The sequence below is a fragment of the Paenibacillus sp. ACRRY genome (assembly GCF_022346995.1).
GTDB lineage: Bacteria > Bacillota > Bacilli > Paenibacillales > Paenibacillaceae > Paenibacillus.
The window spans coordinates 1,578,970-1,599,296 of the sequence record NZ_JAKRNM010000001.1 but is presented as its reverse complement, the minus strand read 5'-3'; the positions used below and the strand labels follow the sequence as shown (position 1 = coordinate 1,599,296).

The window sequence follows — 20,327 nt, the reverse complement described above, 5'->3', positions numbered from 1 at the left end:
AATGTGTAGAAGAGGAATATTCTAGGTATAATTTAGATTCAACTTGTATATACATGTTTACTTATGTAATATAGAAATGTAGTTAACTGAAATATTGATCATGAGCAATACAATTTATTGGAGGCGTTAACATGAGTTCAAACGATACAACTTCCTCATCGTGGTGGAGAACCTCCACGGTGTATCAGGTATATCCCAAGAGCTTCAACGACACCACGGGTTCAGGTACCGGGGATATTCGGGGGCTAACCGAGAAGCTGGATTATTTGCAGCACCTCGGAATTGATATTGTGTGGCTGCAGCCGGTATATGTATCTCCGCAGAATGATAATGGTTACGACGTAGCGGACTATTATGAGATTAATCCGGACTTTGGTACGATGGAAGATTTTGATGAATTATTGAAGGGCTTGAAAGCTCGTGACATGAAACTGATGATCGATATTGTGGTAAACCACTCGTCAACGGAACATGAATGGTTCAAGCAAGCGCGTTCATCCAAGGATAATCCATACCGGGATTATTACATTTGGAAAGATCCCGCTCCGGACGGCGGAGTACCGAACAACTGGCAGTCCAAATTTGGCGGACCGGCTTGGCAGTACGACGAGCAGACAGGTCAGTACTTCCTGACTTTGTTTGACAAAACTCAGGCCGATCTGAACTGGGAAAACGAACAGGTTCGCAAGGCTGTACGGGACATGATTAAGTTTTGGGCAGAAAAGGGTGTAGACGGTTTCCGGATGGATGTCATTAACCTAATCTCCAAGGATCAGCGTTTCCCGAATGATGATGGCAGCGAAGGACCAGGCGATGGACGCAAGTTCTATACGGATGGACCACGTGTTCATGAATATATCACCGAGATGTATGAGGAAGTGTTCGGTCCTTATAACATGGTGACGGTTGGCGAGATGTCATCCACAACGCTGGAACATTGCATCCGCTATTCGAATCCGGCTTCTCGTGAATTTTCAATGACATTCAATTTCCATCACTTGAAGGTGGATTATCCGAATGGACAGAAGTGGGAATTGATGCCTTATGATTTTGAAGCGATGAAACGCTTGTTCAGTGAATGGCAGACAGGAATGCAGGCTGGTGGAGGCTGGAACGCGCTCTTCCTTAACAACCATGATCAGCCACGAGCGCTGTCCCGTTTCGCAGATGATGGGGACTATCGTGCCGAGAGTGCCAAAATGCTGGCAACAACCATCCATGGCATGCAGGGCACGCCTTATGTGTATCAAGGTGAAGAGATCGGAATGCCGAATCCCGTCTGGAATGACGTAAGCGAATTCCGTGACATTGAATCCACGAATATGTACCGTTTGCTTCAGGAGGAACGCGGAAAATCAGCGGAAGAAGCCTTTGCCATTGTGAAAGAGCGCTCCCGAGATAATTCCCGTACACCGATGCAATGGGATGACAGCAAGAACGCCGGATTCACAACAGGTACACCATGGATCAAAGTTGATGAACGTTATCCATCGATAAACGTAGCTGAACAATTGGCTGATCCGAATTCGATCTATTATCATTACCGCAAGCTCATTGCACTGCGCAAACAGGTTCCCGTACTGACAGACGGTTTGTATGAACGCTTGGATGATGCACATCCCGAAGTATTCGCTTATGCCCGGACAAATGGAAATGCAACACTGATCGTTGTGTCCAACTTTAGCGAGAGAGAGGTATCCTTCTCATTACCAACAGCGGTCTGGGACGATCATGTATCCGGTAAAACGGCTGAATTACTGATTGGCAACACAGAGGAGGCACCTGCTCTGGATCAGGTCATCTCACTCAGCCCGTACGCATCTTATATGTGGCTTGTACCACAACAGGACTAATTCACATTAACTAATAGGAAGTGACAATATGGCAATCGATAGAAAACAGGTTGAGGAGATCGTACGGGCTGTCGGTGGAAAAGAAAACATCGAAGCTGCGACGCACTGTGTCACACGACTCCGGTTCGCCTTGTATGATGAGAGTAAAGTGGATACTGAAGGTCTGGATCAGAATGACCTGGTCAAAGGGCAATTTTCATCGCAAGGACAATTTCAGGTAGTTATCGGACCTGGACTTGTCGATAAGGTATACGATGAGATGATCCAGATTACAGGCGGTGACCGTGCGTCCAAGGACGATGTGAAGGCGGCTGCCGGCAAAAAGCAAAATCCGATTCAGCGCGCAATCAAAACGCTTTCGGACATTTTTATTCCGATCCTGCCTGCCATTATTACGGCAGGTCTTCTGCTCGGAATCAACAATATTTTGACAGGGCCGGGCATATTCTTTGATGAACAATCGCTGGTTGATGTCTACCCAGCATGGAAGGACCTCGCGTCCATTATTAATACCATTGCGAGCACAGCCTTTACCTTCCTGCCTGCCTTAATTGGTTGGGCAGCAGTAAAAAGATTCGGCGGAAGCCCACTGCTGGGGATCGTGCTTGGCCTGATCCTGGTGCACCCTGACCTGCTGAGTGCCTACAGCTATGCGAATGCAGTAAATGAAGGCACCGTGCCAACCTGGAATCTCTTCGGCTGGCATATTGAGAAAATCGGTTACCAAGGCCAGGTTCTACCGGTATTGGTTTCGGCCTACCTGCTGGCCAAACTTGAGATTTTCCTGAACAAACGAGTGCATGACTCCGTTAAGTTGCTTGTCGTTGCCCCTGTAACATTGCTTATTACCGGATTCCTTGCGTTTACCATCATTGGTCCGGTTACGTTCGCTATTGCGAATGCGATTACATCAGGCCTGATCTATATTTATGAATCCTATGCTGCGCTTGGTGGTCTAATCTATGGTGGTCTATATGCATTGCTGGTTATTACCGGTATGCACCATACGTTCCTGGCGGTAGATGTGCAATTGATTGGTAGTCAGGGAGGTACCTTCTTGTGGCCGATGCTGGCGCTGTCCAATATCGCCCAAGGATCTGCGGCACTTGCAATGATGCTTGTTCTGCGCGAACAGAAGATGCGGGGACTTGCGGCTACTTCGTCCGTATCAGCGTTCCTCGGCGTTACAGAGCCTGCAATCTTCGGGGTAAACATCCGTTATCGTTATCCGTTTATCTTCGGTATGGTTGGTTCAGCCATTGGTGGCGTTCTGTTGACCATGAATAATGTTCAGGCGACTTCCATCGGTGTAGGCGGGGTTCCCGGATTCCTGTCCATTTTCCCGAACAAATGGGGAGTATTCTTCATCGGCATGGCGATTGTGCTCATTGTTCCATTCGTCCTGACGGTAATTTTCGGCAGAGCGAAATTGAGAAAGCAAGATCGCAGTACTAATGCTGAAGCGGTAACCGGAAGCAAAACAACACCAGTCTCCGCGAGCATTACAAAGGTTTCCGGTGCGGATGCAGCCGTAGCCGAACGGACGCGCACAAACGCACAAGTGGGAGACGAACCGGTGAACACGCTTGAAGTCATGGCACCATTAACAGGAACAGCAGTTCCGCTCGACCAGGTGCCGGATCCGGCTTTTGCCGAGAAACAGATGGGTGAAGGGGTAGCCATTGAACCTTCAGGCAATCGGGTCGTTGCCCCGTTTGATGCCCAAGTTGCACATGTTATCAAAAGCAAACATGCGGTCATTCTGGAACATGCAAGTGGCTTGCAAATTTTGATCCATGTTGGAATCAACACCGTATCGCTGAAAGGCGAGGGCTTTAACATGCATGTCGAAGCTGGTGAACATGTAAGAGCGGGACAGACGCTGCTCGAATTTGATCGTAATGTCATTGAAGCTGCTGGATATCCTCTTATTACACCAATCATTATTCCGGATGGTCAGGATATGGTTGATCGGGTAGAAGTCACTACAGGTGACGTTTCATCGAATCGCAATGGTATACTAACCGTTCATTTGAAGGGCTAATTACCGACCTGAGCTAATAAAATTATCCGCTTTCTTCTATTAAAGACGAACCAGTACAGGTATGCGAGCCTGTAACTGGTTCGTTTTTCTTTGGGGTCATGATACACTATGTATAACTAAAATTTGAAATAGACTATCGTTGATCTCCACGTGTATGCATGTTATGGATGAATTATTCATATGGTTCTGAGGAGAGTTCCTAGTGATAAGGACGATAGGAGGAGAGCCATGACTCGTGTAGCAGTGATGGTTATACATGGGCTGGGTATGCAAAAGGATGATTATGCGGATAAACTGATTTCACGTTTGCATAAGGAATTTGATCAAGTGATGGTCATGCGTGGTGCAGCGGAGAAATATTTGGATATTGAGCCGGTCTTCTGGGCAGACGTCTTTGAAGAAAGGGAAGAAGCGCTGTTCCAGCAGCTAGTAAGCTCTCAGCGGTTGAATTATCAGGTGCTGCGCAGATTTGTTATCCACTACTTGGCGGATGCCGTTGCCTATCAGCCTGTGGAGCATCAAGGCCATAATTATGACGCCGTGCACAGTACCCTCAACCGGGCCATGCATGCACTAGCACAGCGCAACGGACCCGAGACTCCGCTCTGCGTGATTGCCCACAGCCTAGGTGCTGTCATTGCTAGCAATTTTTTTTATGATCTCCAGTTTCCATCGAGTCGGGTGCCATCGATTGTGGATGTGACCTCTGCATTGGAGCGGGGAGATACGTTGACCAATTTCTATTCGTTCGGAACGACACTGCCGCTTTGGAGTCTTCGTTATCATGACTTTAGCAGTCCGATTAAGGTGCCATCCTCCATGGCGGCACAGCAGTACTTTCCCGGGCTTGAGGGGGAATGGGTTAATTTTTATGATCGGGACGATATTCTTGGATATCCCTTAAGACCTATCGATCCGGCTTATGAAGCCGCGGTTAAGGAAGATATAGAGATTAACTCGGGTGGCTTGATTGGGAGTTGGAATCCGCTCAGTCATGGGGGATACTTCGATAATAGTGCCATGAACCGCAGGATTGCCCAGGGATTGGCACGGACCTGGACTTGGGTGAATCGTGAATGACATTTAACATCAAGATAGAACTGAAGTAAAGGGGGAATTATTTTGGAATGCAGGACAGGCTGTGCCGCATGTTGTATCGCCATATCCATCTCTTCACCGATACCAGGCATGAAAGATGGTAAACCCGCAGGTGTACGCTGCGTACAACTGACAGCCGATAATCGATGCAGCATCTTTGGTCACCCGGAACGTCCGGCTGTTTGCAGTGGACTCCAGGCTTCGGTTGAAATGTGTGGAGATTCGGATCAGGAGGCATTTGATATCCTGCACTGGATGGAAAAGGAGACCAATCCTGCACGAAACAAATTCAACACTTAAAAAAAGCCCAAAGAGTATCCGTGGATAACAACCAAGGATACTCTTTTTTTGGCGTGCTTGTCCCTCAGGATACGGAAGAACGAGCATGTTCTTTTTTCTTCAGCATGTGTGTGAGAAGCAGCTTTAATACGGAGGATACAATGAAGAAAATAAAAAGGATTCGGAACAGCTGATACCCTGACACTACGGACAAGTTGGCGTTCACTTCATGGGCCATGATACTCATCTGATCCATTCCACCTGGTGCCATGCTGAGTAGTGAGGTAGCGGCTGAAAGAGAAAATAACTGCATGAGTACATAACTTAGCCCAAGCGAGCCGGCAATGAGGAGAACACTGCTGAGCACAGCGAGGGTAATGGTCTGTGTTTTGCGCTGCAGATGCTGAGGCCTTAGCATGAGACCCACATGGCTGCCAATCATCAGCTGCGAAATATTCAGCAAGGAAGATGGCAGAGGTGATGTATGCATCGTTGTAGTCAGATGAATGATACACATGACAATCATCGGCCCAAGCATAAACGCTGTAGGAAAGCGAAACTTACGGGCCACCCAGGCACCAGCTACACAGAGCGGACCATAGAGCAGGATCTCCGGAAAGAGATTCATCCATGTCGCAGCCTGGACCGCTTGCAGATCAGTTGCGGCGCCCGTCGTACCGCCAATCCACGGACTGAACAGCAAGAACGGTACACAGAACACGATCATGATCAACCGAGTCACTTGCAGGAAGGTGACCAGCGTCAGATTAATGGACTTCATTTCTTCCGCAAGCGATACCATTTGGGACAACCCGCCTGGAATACTGCCGACCAGGAGAGAAGGGAAGTCAAAATCAGTCAGCTTGGATGCGATGTATGCGGTTAATGTACATAATCCAATCAACAGCAGGGTCATAAGTAGCATCACGGGAAGCTGGTGGAGAATGCCCTGCAGTGCATCTGCTGTCAGTGTTAACCCAATGGAATATCCGACAATCAGAATCCCATAATCCCGGATGGACGTAGGCCACAGGAGCGGCAGTTTAACTACCTGCGATCCGAGCAGCATAAATACCATCGGGCCGAGCAGCCAGGGAATCGGGGTGTGAATGGCTGTGAACAGAAGTCCGCCGAGTAACGAGACGCTCAGACTAAGAATGAATCGGAAAAAGGCGGAGGGACTGAGCTTATGCATCAGTTCCATCCGCTTTGTCTTTCTGCTGAATCAGATTGTTTGAGCAGTGAGTATGAGTCTGCATGAAGAGTACGAATCATGAAAATCACTCCTGATGATTAAATATGTATCCCGCACAATTCGCTATGAACGAACTACTACATGTCAAGCGAACTGACCACAGCTTGATTAGTTTAACCGTACACGTGCTGAGGGTTTGGGTTCTTTAAACATCATATAGTACATCAGCGAGGAAATCACGTATAAACCTCCCGTTATACTAAACGTAATGGCGTAGCCCCAGTAAGTGCCATATGTGGTTACGAGGTAGGATTGAACAGGTCCCATCGTTGCCCACCCAGTCATAAATGCAGTCTGCATCAGGGAATTGGCGATTCCGCGACGCTTGTCGGATACCCTGTCTACCAGAATGGCAGATTGAATTGGATTTGCTGCATTCATCAAAGCTTGTCTGAACAAAAAGCTCACGGAAGCAATGAAAAGTACGTTAGTGAAGCCGGTCAACAACAAAAATGGCAGGGACAAGACCTGAAATATGACTACAGCTCTGACACTTCCGACTTTGGCGGCAAGCGTCGGTCCGATCAGCATGGAGACGATCGTCATAATCTGTCCAAGCGAAATAAGTAAGCTCATGGCACTTAGCGAGACGGAAAAGCGATTGGTAAAATACAGATTCAGATAAGGGACAACCAGACCGGAGCCGAAGCCAATCAATAACTGGGTGATAACAAACTGACCAATCAGTCGGGAATCTTTGTTTTTGTCCTGTAATTTCCCAGGCTGATCGGGAATTGACGAATTCTTATCCTCAGATACAGTCGTCGCAGAAACTGCATGATCAGTAGTCACTGTCTGTACGGAAGATTTATCTTCGGATACAAACAGCATCGGAATAAATGCGGCCAGCGTTGCTGCACCCCCAATGAACAATACCGTTTGCAGTCCAGTAACCTTGGCGATTCCCAGCGTATGCAGAAGGTCAGCAAATACTCCGCCGCCAAGACTTCCGAGCACCTGTGAGGCGAGTACAAGGGAGGAGTAGTAGCTGAACATCTTCAACCGCTGACTCTTCTTCACATTCTCTGCAAGAAAAGGAATGGCCAGGACCTGAAATACGCCTGCAAATAGTCCTGAAAATACAGCAAACCAGATTAAGCCGCTCGTCGAATAATCAAACGACCGGCCGATCAGGAATATTCCGCTGAATAAAGCTCCTGCGATAAGTAGTCTTTTTCGGCTGAAACGATCACCGCCAAGCCCGATAGGTACAAACATGATCGCTGTAGCTAACGATTGTATACTAACGATCTGGCCGTTCATTGTATCATTGTAGCCTAGACCCTGAATGTACAGATTGTACAAAACCGAGAACATGCCATTTCCGATCTGATACAGGATGCTTGCCAGAAAAAAGAGTTGAATATTTCGGGACCAGCCCCGAATTTCAGCATGGATCTGTCGTAAAACTCTCAAGTGTAATCCCCCAGTCGTTACCAGTGCAGTGATTTCAGTTTAACAGGAAAGGGGGATTTGCGGAAGAATTGACCACTGTTTATTTTGTCATAAGGCTCAATTACGCAATTACACGAGCGATGACCAATCCATCGTACCCTTTGCTGCCTACCGTTTGCAGTGCAGTTGCTTCAAGACGAGGGTGATCGGCGATCAGCTTCAGAAATTGACGTACGCCCTGAACTCTGGGGTCTGTACTCTCTGCATAGATCACTTCGCCGTCTCTGACGATGTTGTCTCCGATAATCAGACTTCCCGGCCGGGACAGACGGAGTGCCCATCGGAGGTACTCGGGATTACTCGGTTTGTCTGCATCAATGAAGATCAGATCAAAAGGCTCCCTGTAATCTTCTTGAACGTCAGGAAGGGTTGTTAATGCAGGTCCAATTCTCAGATCAACCTTGTCGATTAGCCCAGCCTGCACCAGATTGGTACGTGCGATTTCCGCATGATGTGGATCAGCTTCTAGAGTAACAATTTTCCCGTGTTCAGGCAGTGCTCTTGCCATCCAGATCGTGCTATAAGCACCAAGCGTACCTAGTTCAAGCACACGTGCCGATCCGTGGATTTGAAGCAGGAGCTGTAGGAATTTCCCTTGGTTAGGAGCAACGTCATGGGCTGGCAATCCGGCTTCCGTATTCCTGCGAAGCGTTTGTTCCAGCAGAGGATCTGAGGAAATCAACATCTGATTCAAATAGTCGTCGACCTGACTCCAAGTGTGCTCAAGAGAAGAACAATCTGCGTTTGTCATTAAGGTTTCTTCCTTTCCCGAAACTATAGTTTGAATTTCATAATTCAACTATAATGATTGCAGATTCATAAATAAAATATATATTATATATGAAATCATAAATTAAAGTTATATATTGAGGATACAGGAGTGACAGAAATGAATTTGCACGGACTAAGACTGTTTCATGCCATCGTAAGATTTGGTGGCGTTACCCGCGCCGCAGAAGAACTTAATATTAGCCAGCCTGCAGTCTCGTCACAGGTGAAGAAATTTGAACATGAACTGGGCATTCGTTTATTTGTTTCGGAAGGTAGACGACTGGTTCTTACCGATGTGGGTGTGCAATTAAAAGAATACGCAGAACGTCTGTTTTTGCTTGAACAGGATGTAGAGAACTTTGTGCAGGATATGCGGGAAGGGAAAAAAGGCATCGTTCGGTTAACGGCAACGTACTTGCCTTCTAATTTTTTGCTGCCTGGATGGATTGCGAAGTTCAAGCAAACGCACGAAGATGTAGAACTGGTGGTTAGTACGACCAATACCCGGATGGCCTTCGATCAACTGCTGCGATATGAGGCAGAGATTGCCGTATACGGTGGGAGTGGGGTTACGCATCAAGGCGTACATTGGGATGAATTGTTTGAGGATGATATGTGGTTTGTAGTGCATCCATCGCATCCGTATGCTGATCGGGAAGTGAACTTGGCCCAAATGGTAGCAGAACCTTTCATCATGCGAGAAGAGGGCAGTGCGACACGTGAGCGGCTATTCTCACTATGCAGTATGAACAACGTGGCTGCCCCACGGATTGCGCTGCAGTTCAACGGGTTGAATGAGACGATCAGTGCGGTAAAGGCTGGTTATGGGGCAAACTTTATATCCTCATTGGTAGTGAAGGAAGATGTTCGTGAGGGAAGGCTTTCACGTGTGTATGTTCGAGGAATTCATCTGAAGAATAAGATTGCCGTGTGTACCCGAGCTGGTGAGGTGTTATCACCTGCAGCGCAGCATCTGGTACAGCTAATTCGGCAGGAGGCATCCCGGATAACCGGAGATGACATCCGCTACAAGAATTGAGGGTATCTGAGAATGGATACCAACACTACATGCCGCTCTGAATGTTTCACATCAAGATTAACATGGCATATAAAACATCAAACCTTAACGCTCGGGTGTGCCAGCTTGCTTATCGTTAAACCGGTAGAGGGCAATCAAAGTCACGCCTCCAACAACGAGTACCGGTATCCAGACAGCAACCATAGGAATGTTGTGGAACATCAGCGCCGCGACAATGACACCAATCAGATAAATGATTACGGCAAACACCCGCAAATACGAGTCATTGGATAAAGCCTTCATCAGTGAACCTATACTCGCGTGCCGGAGACGCTGCAGAATGCTTACGGCATCTTCGACGACTGCAGCAAGATTGTTCGTCAGGACTGTGGTGGAGATTCCGGCGATACCGATCCGCCGCGCAGCTGTAGTCTGCATGCCCATAGCAGCAGCCAGTACTGCGATTAACAGATAGGCGAGCTGTTCTGAATATGGGCTGATCATGACGATGGCGAACACCAGAAGTAGGATGCTTTCAACGACAAAAACACGGGTCACTCGGGGTGACCATCCGTTTTTGGTCTGATTGGTACCGATCATGCGTGCAGCAATGGCATTACCGGCGATGAAGCCTGCCAGAGCAATAAGGGAACGCAGCACGATAAATTCCTGCGCACGGGCAATTGCGATTCCCAGCAGTACAATATTACCGGTCATATTCGCAGTGAGTACATGCCCCAGTCCCAGATATCCAATGACATCGACCATTCCAGCTGCAAGACATAGAAGCAGAAGTGAATACTTTTGCAGAGGTTGTTGCATGGTGAATCCGTCCTTTCAATAAATGCTCAACCCCTCAAGTATACAGCATCATCTTATAAAATAAAGACGACGCGTTCACTTTTGGTGTGGAACTAAGGGGAAGCCAGCCAATCAAACATGTTGTTTACTGCAGCTGCATGGATATTGTCATGGAACCAGTGATTCTGTCCCCCATAGGCATGAAAGGTCACTTTGATTCCTCTTCGTTTCAACCAATGATACATACGGGTTCCATGACTATAGTTGACCTGGGTGTCTTCTGTCCCGTGCATGATCAGTACGGGGCAGCGAAGCTTGGAGACGGCAGCCAGCGGAGAACGGGCAAGATAAGCTTCGGGAACGGCACGGGGCGATCCGCCCAGAATACGTTTCAATGTGCGTCTCAGATCCGTTCGTTCATGATATGTCCGTTCGACATCGGCAACACCGCTCCAAAGCACAAGTTTATGTACATGATGGGGGCCTTCGTTGAAGAAGGTGGCTGTATGGACGGCGTTGATGGCCCCGCGGGAGAATCCCATAAGCGAATGCGCGTTGAATCGGCATATGGAAGTGCTTGTACTAGCCGGTAAGCGGCACGAACATCTTCAATATCATGACCACCATACTCGTCCCGGCCTTCGCTGCCCTCATTACCGCGATAAGAGGGAGCGAACACGATGTATCCTTTGTGCGCAAACTGTTCCACCCAGGCCGTTTTTACACCGCCATAGTTGCCAAGTCCTCCGCGACAATAGATAAGGACAGGCCAACGTTTTTGCATATTGTTCTTGGTTTGCTTCGGGGGATACCGACTTGCCAGCAGCTGTAATTTCACATCATTTAATAAGTCCGTACTGCATGTTCCAACACGTTCCTCCGTCTCCTGCTTGTGGCAAGGAGAAGAGATTATACAGCCTTCGGGCAGATACATATACGCTTTGACCCGTAATTCATTGGAGGAATAGGTCACTTGATACAACAAGAAAAATCAGCCTCTTTCATGGTCAATAGATGTGGATATTACAAGGTGCAGAGTATGGAATAACATGTAGCATGTGTCAAAAATCCGATCCCATACCTCTCGTTAATCCCAACTGCCTACGTGTCACAAATTCGTTTATTGGCTCCATATGTTTTATAATGAATTTGAGACAGGTGCGACAGCCTGATTTCTTATACCTGTAAATCACTCAAGTGTGCATAAAAGAAAGGAAGAAAACCATGATGAACGCTCCACATCCGATTGACCAATTCAAGAAATTCAAATACGAAATTACCAGATTCATGATGATTTATAAATTTGCTCTGGATCAGATGGAAACCAAAATTGAAGTGTTAAAGGAAGAGTTTCAGTCCTTGCATGATTACAGCCCGATTGAGCATACGAAATCCAGATTGAAGTCTCCTGAAAGTATCATGAATAAGATGTTTCGCAAAAATCATGAGTTGACCTTCGAAAGTATCAAGAAAAATATCAAGGACATTGCCGGTGTTCGCATCACATGCTCCTTTATCTCGGACATCTATCGGATCAAGGATATGCTGTGCAATCAGAGTGATCTGCGTGTGCTTGAAGTGAAGGATTATATCCAGAATCCGAAACCCAATGGATATCAAAGCTTGCACCTTTTGGTGGATGTGCCTGTTTATATGTCCAATGGTGAAGAGCGGGCATGCGTTGAGATTCAGATCCGTACCATTGCGATGGATTTCTGGGCGAGCCTTGAACATAAAATCTTTTATAAATACAATAAGGACGTTCCTGAACGTCTGACCAAGGAACTGAAAAGTGCAGCAGATTCCGCCAATGCCCTTGATCAACAGATGGAGAGGCTGCACCGGGAGATTCAAGAGATCAAGGATGCAGAGAATGAACGGGATGAAGAGGAGCTGCGCCGAATTATCATTAACAATCAGCAGTTTACACTGCCATCCAACCTGCTGCGGCTGCTTGGAGACGGAGAACACTAAAGAAAACAGGAAACATCGTAAGGAAAGGAACAAGTTTATTCACTATGAAAAGTACATCAGCCTCCTTAAATCATCAATCATCATCACGTGTGCGTATGGCCTTAATATTGGGGACACTGTCTGCCTTCGGTCCGTTGTCCCTGGATATGTATCTGCCCGCACTGCCTACACTGGCTGAGGATTTCAATTCCTCTCCTTCGTATGCACAGCTTAGTTTAACAGCTTGTATGGTCGGGCTTGCTGCAGGGCAACTGCTGGCAGGTCCCCTTAGTGATGTACGAGGACGCCGTATGCCGCTTATTGCAGGACTTGTACTATATACGATCGCTTCCATGCTATGTCTGGTGAGTCCGACAATGGGTTCGTTTGTTGTGCTGCGTTTTATTCAGGGAGCAGCCGGTGCAGCCGGAATCGTTATTTCCCGGGCAGTGGTAAGGGATGTGTATTCCGGACCGGAGTTAACCCGTTTCTTCTCCCTGCTGATGCTTATTAACGGGGTAGCGCCTATCGCAGCACCGATTATCGGTGGGCAATTGCTCGCTTATACCTCATGGCGTGGTGTGTTTATTTTGTTGAGTCTCATTGGAGTGCTTACGTTGCTGGCCGTTATTTTTGGACTTGGAGAGACACTGCCGTCCGAAAGAAGATCCAGCGGAGGGTTGAAGCAGACTCTGGTCACATTCCGGCAGATCGCATCGGACCGTCTGTTCATGGGATATGCATTAACTCAAGGATTTGTAGCAGCCGGAATGTTTGCGTACATATCGGGTTCACCATTCGTACTGCAAAAGATTTACGGCGTCTCTCCGCAGATGTTCAGTATCTGCTTCGCCGTTAATGGTCTCGGAATCATTCTGGCAAGCCAGATTGCTGGGAGATTGGCGGGTAGAGTGTCCGAAACGCGTTTGCTCATAGCCGGTCTGGTTGCGGCTGCTGTGGGGGGCATATCTCTGCTTGTTGCCATCCTATTGGGAGGTAATCTGATCTCCATATTGATTCCGTTATTTCTTGTCGTTTCCAGTGTGGGTCTCGTCAACACGGCTTCCTTCGCGCTGGCCATGGCTAACCAGGAGAAGTCAGCTGGCAGTGCCTCTGCACTAATAGGGGTTATGACATTCTTGTTTGGCGGGATCGTAGCTCCGCTCGTAGGCTTGGGAGGAGAGGGAACCGCGGTACCAATGGGGATCGTTATCGCATGTGCCGACCTTGGGGCGTTACTGCTCTATCTGGTTATGGTAGGTAAGCATGGGCACCGTCAGCAGTCCCGTAATCCTATATAAAATATCAAAGCGCCCTTTCCGAAGGTCTAAACTTCGGGAGGGGCGCTTGTGTGTTAGCAAAGAGCGAACAAGATTTGCGTATTGAGTAAAATGCCAGGGGTTAGGAACGGATAGAAGTAACCGACGACAAAACCAAAGATATTAGTGGCAGGCCACATGAGAAAAACGTCATTGTAGGTGAATACAAGGGACCACCGGTTGTAACAAAAGTTCTGCAGTACACGCTGATTCTGATCTCTTGGGGCGGTTACGCCTGTTTGGGCGAATTGCACAGCCTGAGTCAAATTCTGTGGTTGTTGCTGGATAAACAACGGAAGAAGCCCGGGGCTGCTTTTGATCAGATTGTAGAGAAATACCATCTCAGCTGGTGGCTGCCCAACCGGACGTGGATAGGCGCCTAACAGGGTAGGCAGATTGCCTTGCGACAACTGTGCGGGAACGCCTGGAACCGTACCTTGACCGCCTCCTGGAAAGAAAGGTGGCTGTCCGCCGGTGCTTCCACCTGGAAAGTATGGGGGAAAAGATCCCTGTCCTCCGGGAATTCCTTGGATGGGCTGCCCTCCCTGACTGCCACCCGGGAATAATGGAGGAAACTGTACAGAGCGGTCTTCACCGTAACCTGCATAGGTATAATTGATGTAATCCATCTACGAACATCCTTCCTGTTGTCGTATTCTGAAAACATCATATGGGGGCATTCGCCCAAAGGTGCATTGATCGGGACATATCGGCCGTTGTAAAAGTAAAATCGGATTGACAACTTAGTTGATAACAATTATCATTGTCAATGGAAATGGACAAGTACATACAGGGATCATATACCGGAGAGAATAGGGCCCTTTTTAAATTTTCCATACCAGCTCATATTGAGGTGTTCATCATGAAAGGGGATAATTACGTGTTGAAAAGTAATAAAAAAGGGATCATGCTGCTAATCACGATTATGGTCATGTCATTGTGGCTGGCTGCATGCGGAACGAAGTCCGCAGATAATGGAACTGCAGCAGGAGAGACGAATACAACAACGGAGACTGAGACACAGACAGAAGCTCCAACAGAACGTACAGTAAAAGATGCTCAGGGTCATGATGTAACGATTCCAGCCAATCCTCAGCGCATTATCGCTTCCTATCTGGAAGATCATCTGGTAACACTTGGCGTTAAACCAGCTGCACAATGGTCAGCCCGTGATGGCAGCAGTGTGCAGGATTATCTTCAAGAAAATCTGAATGGGGTTCCTACAATTGCAAGCGAACTGCCTTTTGAAGCTGTTGCCAGCTTCTCGCCGGACCTGATCATCATGGGTTCTGAAAGTACTGTAGAAGGGGAGAAGTACGAACAATACAATAAAATTGCTCCGACTTATGTACTTGGTGATGATGTGAACAAGGATTGGCGTCAGGCTCTTTTGAAAATAGGAGAGCTGTTGAACAAATCAGATGAAGCTCAAAAAGCTCTTGACGATTACGATGCAAAAGCAAAAGAAATTAAGGAAAAAGTGGCTGCCGCAACAGGTGGTACAAAAACTGCAGCAGCATTGTGGCTATTCAATAACAAGTTTTATGTTGTTAGTAACAATGTCTCCAGTGGTGAAGTCATGTACAATGAACTCGGACTGCAACAGCCTGAAGTTGTGAAGGAAATATCGGCAAAAGCAACAGGTAACTGGTCCGAGGTTTCCTTGGAAAGAATCGCAGATATGAATGCTGACTATCTCTTCTTGGTTAACAGTGATAAGGGTACAGGGGCAGAAGCGTTGAAAGATGCAGTGTGGCAAAGTATTCCTGCTGTCAAAAACGGAGAAGTATACGAGTTTGAGAGCACGAGCAGCTGGTTGTATAGCGGAGTGCAAGCGAACACGCAAATTCTGGAAGATATCCAGAAAAGCATTGTTAAATAAATGAATGGAACATGATGTGTGCTTCACATCATCGTACAACTCTCTGGTGTCATGGGCATCAGGGAGTTTTTTGTTTTTTTAGTATGACCCGATATATACTTACGAAGTAACAGTGTCTGTATGGGAACCATTCGTTCCCGATTAGGAAAGGGGATAGGTCTATGATGTACACATTGAATCCAAATGATCTGACGAGCAGGGATAATTATAAACTGATGAGTGGTTCGGTAGTGCCGCGCCCGATTGCTTTTGTCACAACCGTCTCAGAGGACGGCAGCGTTGTAAATGCAGCTCCGTTCAGTTTCTTTAATGTCGTTAGCTCTGATCCGCCGTTGTTGTCCATTTCCATAAACCGTAAGGATGGAGTCATGAAAGATACTGCCCGCAATGCAATTACAGGGCAAGAGCTAGTCGTACATATCTGTGACGAATCAATCGTTAACGAAATGAATGAGACAGCAGCACTGCTTGAACCGCATGAGAGTGAGCTGGAGCGTACTAACCTGACGACGGTACCAAGTTCAGTTGTGAGGGTGCCCGGGATACAGGAAGCACTGATCCGCATGGAATGCCGTCTATATCAACATGTACCGATTTCTAATGACGAAGGCAAACCTGTAACGGATCTGCTTCTCGTTCGCATCGTACAGTATCATTTTAATGAAAAAGTGTATGACCCCGCTCATCATTACATTTTGATGGATCACCTTAAACCCGTAAGTCGGCTTGCCGGCAATGATTACGCTAAACTTGGCGAGCGATTTACGGTGGTACGGCCCGTATAAGCTCAATTCACATGGTCATTTACTTTTCATCTTCTCATATAGGATCCAAATGGCTGATTATCTTAATCCATTAATCAAGACGGACAACCTGTGCGAACGTGCAGGTCTTGTCCGTCTTTCCTTGTTTGCTGAACATAAACTCACCCTGGCGTGAATAGACTTGTACTATTCTGGTACGTTACTTAATCATCATATATGCCCTTTGCTTTGCCATAGATGAATGATGAAATGCCAATCGGATAGAAGAGGAGCTTGGATATGGGTTATCGCAGCCTTGCTTACCTTATTGGCCGATATCCACGGTTCATCATGATCAGCTGGGTTTTTATGATCGGGATATCCGCCGTATGGGCATGGAATCTGCCCGGTGTTGTTCAGGATCATGGGTTGAAACGGATTCATGGAGATGCACAGCATATTGAGCGTATTCTCAAGGATGATTTCGGAATACCGGATGATCCGATTATTGTTGTTTATGAAAAGAAGACAGGCACCTCTGGGACAGAATTTCGGAATTGGATCAACAGGCATTTACAGGAGGTACGCTCTCTTCCCAATCTTTCAACCATAATCTCTCCGCTTGAGGATGGAAGAAGCGCAATGATGCGAGACGGGACGGCATATGCACTCCTGGATTTTAATGTTCCGGCGCACCAAATGAATGCGCCCATTGAGCAACTTCGTTCCTTAACTAGAGCAGAGGATCAAGGAATTATTCGTTTAACCGGCAAGCCTGTCGTTCAGCAGGATGTGAATCAATTGAGCTTTCGGGATCTGGAGCGGGCGGAAATCGTTGGCTTACCGATTGCACTGTTCATTCTATGTTTTGCCTTTCGAGGATTATATGCGGCACTTGTTGCCGTAATTATGGGTGTAGTCGGTGTGGTCACAGCCATGGGTATAACCTCACTCATGGGGCATTACGTGGAACTGTCGAATTTCGTTATCAATGTCATACCGATGGTGGGAATGGCGTTAAGCATCGATTTTGCACTGATTATTCTAAGCAGATACAGGGATGAGATGCAGTTGTATCCGCATGATCATGGGCAGGCTTCGTATGAGATTATCCAGAGGACACTGCGTACAGCCGGAAGGGCTGTTTTGTTTTCTGCAGCTTGTGTGCTGCTTGGCCTATTGTCGCTGGTATGGATTAGACTTCCCATGTTTCTAAGTGTCTCGCTCGGTGCCATGACGGTCCTGATGATATCCGTGTTAATCAATGTGACCTTGCTACCAGCCATTCTTACACTCTATGCGCAGCGGATTTTTAAACGAAAAAAACATTTTTCAATCCGTACGCCGCCGCGTAAACCCTCGATATGGCTGCACTGGTTTGGCACAGTGATGAAACAACCGATACGCATGACCTTGTTGGGTACAGGCATTCTGCTTTTCTGTCTGCTTCCGGTTCAGCAGTTGGAGTTGGCGATTCCAGATGCAACCTCATTGCCAGCAACAATAGAATCCAGGCAAGCTGCAGAGAAGGTGCAGCAGGTTTTCGCTCAGGAGAACATCGCTTCCGTCGATATTCTCATTGGAGGAACGGGTGAGAGGTTAACCGCATTACACTGGAACACGGCGCTTCGAAAGGTAAGGGAATTGCAAAAGGATGAGGATGTCATTCAGATTGAATCCGTCTGGGGAATGGATCAGAAGTACAGGCCAGGACAGAACAGAACACTGCAGACTGGAAGCGCGAGCAGCGAGCTGGTATTGCACGATTCGCTTCTCTCCTCGTATGTATCTGAGGATGCTATTCGTCTGGTGGCTACCATTAAGGGAGCACCAGGATCAGAACAAGCTGCAGACTGGCTGAACATGATGAATGACCGGGACGCTCAACACGGCGCTCAGAGTATATCCATTCGTTATGGCGGAGAAGCTGCTTCGCAAGTTGAGATTATGCAGGAAATTCTGGGACAACTGCCCAAGGTGGTGGTTTTCGTGATCGTATCTAATTACATTGTACTGCTGATGGCATTTCGTTCGCTGCTGATTCCAATCAAAGCGATTCTGATGAATATGCTCAGCCTGACAGCTTCTTTTGGAGTTTTGGTGCTGGTCTTCAATCAGGGTCATCTGGGGATGGAGCCCTCGGCGATTGCCATCATGATTCCGGTGTTTATCGCAGGACTTGTCTTCGGCATCTCGATGGACTATGGCGTGTTTATGCTTAGCCGGATACAGGAGATCTATCGTCTGACAGGAGACAGTGACCAGGCGGTCATGCATGGACTTGCGTCAACGGGTCGACTGATTACATCGGCGGCTGCCATTCTGCTTGCTGTGACTATTCCGTTTGCCTTTGGAGATGTGGAAGGAGTGAAGCAGCTTGGCGTTGGCATTACTGCTGCAGTGCTCATTGATGTCACCATCATTCGTTTGCTGCTCGTGCCAGCACTAATGAAGTTGATGGGGAAATGGAACTGGTGGCTCCCAGGTCAAAAAACATAACGCTAGATCAACATTACTCTGGTTACTCATCGTGTATATCGTTGCTATAAAGCAGCCACCATATAATAAAGGGAGATTCTTGAAGTCTGCGTTGCAGGCCAGGGGAATGTCTCTTTTTTTCATAAGAATAGCAGGGTTTCGGGGTAATCCGGCATGAATATTAAATTCATGGGCATTGGGCTTGCACTATAATGAACTGGAAAAAGTATGGATCTTGATTCGTTTAGATCATTCATATTGTTTTATTTCATATGGATAGGTGCAGCGAATGAACAAGGAGGTACACCATTAGTGACTGCGATTGAATCTTATCTGCAAAAACAAACGACTGAGCGCGGACGTTCTGCATATCAGGCGGGACAGCCTCTGGAACAATGGAGTGAACAGTTGCGTTCGGGAATACGTGAACGGCTGGGTGGTTTTCCGGCAAATGATGCAGAGCTGGATGCTGTCGTGCTGGAGCGTATTGCCTGCGATGGTTACGTGAGGGAACGCGTGGAAATTACGACTTATGCAGGCTTGCGAATGCCAATATACGTATTGATTCCTAATGAGTTAAGTAACATAAATACACCGGTGCCTGCCATGATTGCCTGTCATGGCCATGGTTATGGGAGCAGGGAGATAAGCGGCATGGAGCCTGACGGTTCTCCGCGAGCGGCAGCACCGGGACTGCATAAAGATTTTGCTCTATCCCTGGTACAGCGAGGGTACATGGTTGCTGCTCCTGAACTGCTCGGATTAGGTGATCGAAGACTGGAAGAGGATAAGGATGAACCGCCAGGAATTAGCTCCTGCACGAAGATTGCAGCCCATCTGCTTATGGCCGGACAGACACTGGCCGGGCATCGTGTCTACGAGACGATGAGGGTGCTCGATTATTTGTCCACCCGCCCTGAAGTTGATGCAGAGAGGGTTGGCATCATGGGCATCTCGGGTGGAGGGCTCGTTGCTGCCTTTACTTCCGCGCTGGATGTAAGATTCCGGGCCACGATAATCAGCGGATATACCAGCACCTTTCGAGCAAGTATTCTGGACCGGAACCACTGTCTTGATAATTACATTCCAGGCATCTTGCGGGAAGCGGAGATGCCGGATATTATTGGTCTGATCGTGCCAAGACCATTATTCATTGAAGCAGGAAGGGAAGATCGGGTATTTCCACAGGCCGCGGCAAGAGAAGCTTTCGCCAGGTTGAAGGAGATTTATTCACAAGAGGGGGCACTGGATGTTCTAGGTGCCGACTTCTTTGCAGGCGGGCACGAAATCAGTGGTGCTAAGGCTTACGATTGGCTGAATAGGTTTATATAAATACCGCGTCACTGAACATGAAAAATAACCCCGTAGCTGCACGCAT

Annotated in this window: 18 protein-coding genes; 11 read left to right on the top strand and 7 right to left on the bottom strand. The window is 47.5% G+C overall.

Features of this window, described 5'->3' with window-relative positions:
- Nucleotides 1-131 precede the first annotated feature (131 nt).
- The 4 genes from treC to MH144_RS06715 all read left to right on the top strand — a co-directional run bounded on the left by treC (nt 132) and on the right by MH144_RS06715 (nt 5,295).
- On the top strand, nt 132-1,853 hold the full coding sequence (gene treC / locus MH144_RS06730) for an alpha,alpha-phosphotrehalase (RefSeq protein ID WP_239298595.1): 1,722 nt from the start codon (nt 132-134) through the stop codon (nt 1,851-1,853).
- Between the two features lie 28 nt (nt 1,854-1,881).
- Nucleotides 1,882-3,897 (top strand): PTS system trehalose-specific EIIBC component, encoded by a 2,016-nt coding sequence (gene treP / locus MH144_RS06725; protein ID WP_239298593.1) that lies wholly within the window; start codon nt 1,882-1,884, stop codon nt 3,895-3,897.
- Nucleotides 3,898-4,125: 228 nt separating this feature from the next.
- On the top strand, nt 4,126-4,977 hold the full coding sequence (locus tag MH144_RS06720; RefSeq protein ID WP_239298591.1) for a chemotaxis protein: 852 nt from the start codon (nt 4,126-4,128) through the stop codon (nt 4,975-4,977).
- Between the two features lie 42 nt (nt 4,978-5,019).
- Complete coding sequence (locus MH144_RS06715) at nt 5,020-5,295, top strand: YkgJ family cysteine cluster protein (protein WP_239298589.1); 276 nt, start codon at nt 5,020-5,022, stop codon at nt 5,293-5,295.
- A 64-nt stretch (nt 5,296-5,359) separates the two neighbouring features.
- Here MH144_RS06715 and MH144_RS06710 read toward each other — a convergent pair whose 3' ends face one another.
- From MH144_RS06710 to MH144_RS06700, 3 genes are all read right to left on the bottom strand, one after another.
- A complete protein-coding gene (locus tag MH144_RS06710; protein WP_239298587.1) occupies nt 5,360-6,478 on the bottom strand; it encodes an AbrB family transcriptional regulator in 1,119 nt (372 codons plus the stop codon).
- 159 nt (nt 6,479-6,637) lie between these two features.
- Nucleotides 6,638-7,945, bottom strand: a complete 1,308-nt coding sequence (locus MH144_RS06705) for an MFS transporter (RefSeq protein WP_239298585.1) — start codon at nt 7,943-7,945, stop codon at nt 6,638-6,640.
- A gap of 100 nt (nt 7,946-8,045) precedes the next feature.
- Nucleotides 8,046-8,735 carry an O-methyltransferase gene (locus MH144_RS06700; RefSeq protein WP_239298583.1) on the bottom strand — a complete coding sequence of 230 codons (690 nt, stop codon included), beginning with the start codon at nt 8,733-8,735 and terminating at the stop codon, nt 8,046-8,048.
- A 138-nt stretch (nt 8,736-8,873) separates the two neighbouring features.
- Here MH144_RS06700 and MH144_RS06695 point away from each other — a divergent pair, with 138 nt between their 5' ends.
- Complete coding sequence (locus MH144_RS06695) at nt 8,874-9,794, top strand: LysR family transcriptional regulator (protein ID WP_239298581.1); 921 nt, start codon at nt 8,874-8,876, stop codon at nt 9,792-9,794.
- Nucleotides 9,795-9,878: 84 nt separating this feature from the next.
- On the opposite strand, the gene MH144_RS06690 is transcribed toward MH144_RS06695, so the two are convergent.
- The 3 genes from MH144_RS06690 to MH144_RS30950 all read right to left on the bottom strand — a co-directional run bounded on the left by MH144_RS06690 (nt 9,879) and on the right by MH144_RS30950 (nt 11,559).
- Complete coding sequence (locus tag MH144_RS06690) at nt 9,879-10,595, bottom strand: YoaK family protein (RefSeq protein ID WP_239298579.1); 717 nt, start codon at nt 10,593-10,595, stop codon at nt 9,879-9,881.
- A 92-nt stretch (nt 10,596-10,687) separates the two neighbouring features.
- The gene (locus MH144_RS06685) at nt 10,688-11,095 is read right to left on the bottom strand and encodes an alpha/beta hydrolase family protein (RefSeq protein ID WP_239299287.1); all 408 of its coding nucleotides are present in this window, start codon (nt 11,093-11,095) and stop codon (nt 10,688-10,690) included.
- Nucleotides 10,978-11,559 carry an alpha/beta hydrolase family protein gene (locus MH144_RS30950; RefSeq protein ID WP_239299320.1) on the bottom strand — a complete coding sequence of 194 codons (582 nt, stop codon included), beginning with the start codon at nt 11,557-11,559 and terminating at the stop codon, nt 10,978-10,980. The genes MH144_RS06685 and MH144_RS30950 overlap by 118 nt, the downstream gene beginning before the upstream one ends.
- Before the next feature lie 242 nt (nt 11,560-11,801).
- Here MH144_RS30950 and MH144_RS06675 point away from each other — a divergent pair, with 242 nt between their 5' ends.
- Nucleotides 11,802-12,548, top strand: coding sequence for a GTP pyrophosphokinase (locus tag MH144_RS06675; RefSeq protein WP_095287774.1), 747 nt, complete (start codon nt 11,802-11,804; stop codon nt 12,546-12,548).
- A gap of 44 nt (nt 12,549-12,592) precedes the next feature.
- Nucleotides 12,593-13,828: a multidrug effflux MFS transporter gene (locus tag MH144_RS06670; protein WP_239298577.1), complete on the top strand. Its 1,236-nt coding sequence runs from the start codon at nt 12,593-12,595 to the stop codon at nt 13,826-13,828.
- Between the two features lie 53 nt (nt 13,829-13,881).
- On the opposite strand, the gene MH144_RS06665 is transcribed toward MH144_RS06670, so the two are convergent.
- A complete protein-coding gene (locus tag MH144_RS06665; protein ID WP_239298575.1) occupies nt 13,882-14,475 on the bottom strand; it encodes a hypothetical protein in 594 nt (197 codons plus the stop codon).
- Between the two features lie 251 nt (nt 14,476-14,726).
- Here MH144_RS06665 and MH144_RS06660 point away from each other — a divergent pair, with 251 nt between their 5' ends.
- The 4 genes from MH144_RS06660 (at nt 14,727) to MH144_RS06645 (ending at nt 20,281) form a co-directional block, all read left to right on the top strand.
- Nucleotides 14,727-15,728 (top strand): iron-hydroxamate ABC transporter substrate-binding protein, encoded by a 1,002-nt coding sequence (locus MH144_RS06660; RefSeq protein WP_239298573.1) that lies wholly within the window; start codon nt 14,727-14,729, stop codon nt 15,726-15,728.
- A 164-nt stretch (nt 15,729-15,892) separates the two neighbouring features.
- Nucleotides 15,893-16,513: a flavin reductase family protein gene (locus MH144_RS06655; RefSeq protein ID WP_239299285.1), complete on the top strand. Its 621-nt coding sequence runs from the start codon at nt 15,893-15,895 to the stop codon at nt 16,511-16,513.
- Nucleotides 16,514-16,771: 258 nt separating this feature from the next.
- Complete coding sequence (locus MH144_RS06650) at nt 16,772-18,970, top strand: MMPL family transporter (RefSeq protein ID WP_239299283.1); 2,199 nt, start codon at nt 16,772-16,774, stop codon at nt 18,968-18,970.
- Between the two features lie 291 nt (nt 18,971-19,261).
- Nucleotides 19,262-20,281, top strand: a complete 1,020-nt coding sequence (locus tag MH144_RS06645; RefSeq protein WP_239298571.1) for an alpha/beta hydrolase family protein — start codon at nt 19,262-19,264, stop codon at nt 20,279-20,281.
- The last annotated feature ends 46 nt before the right edge of the window (nt 20,282-20,327 follow it).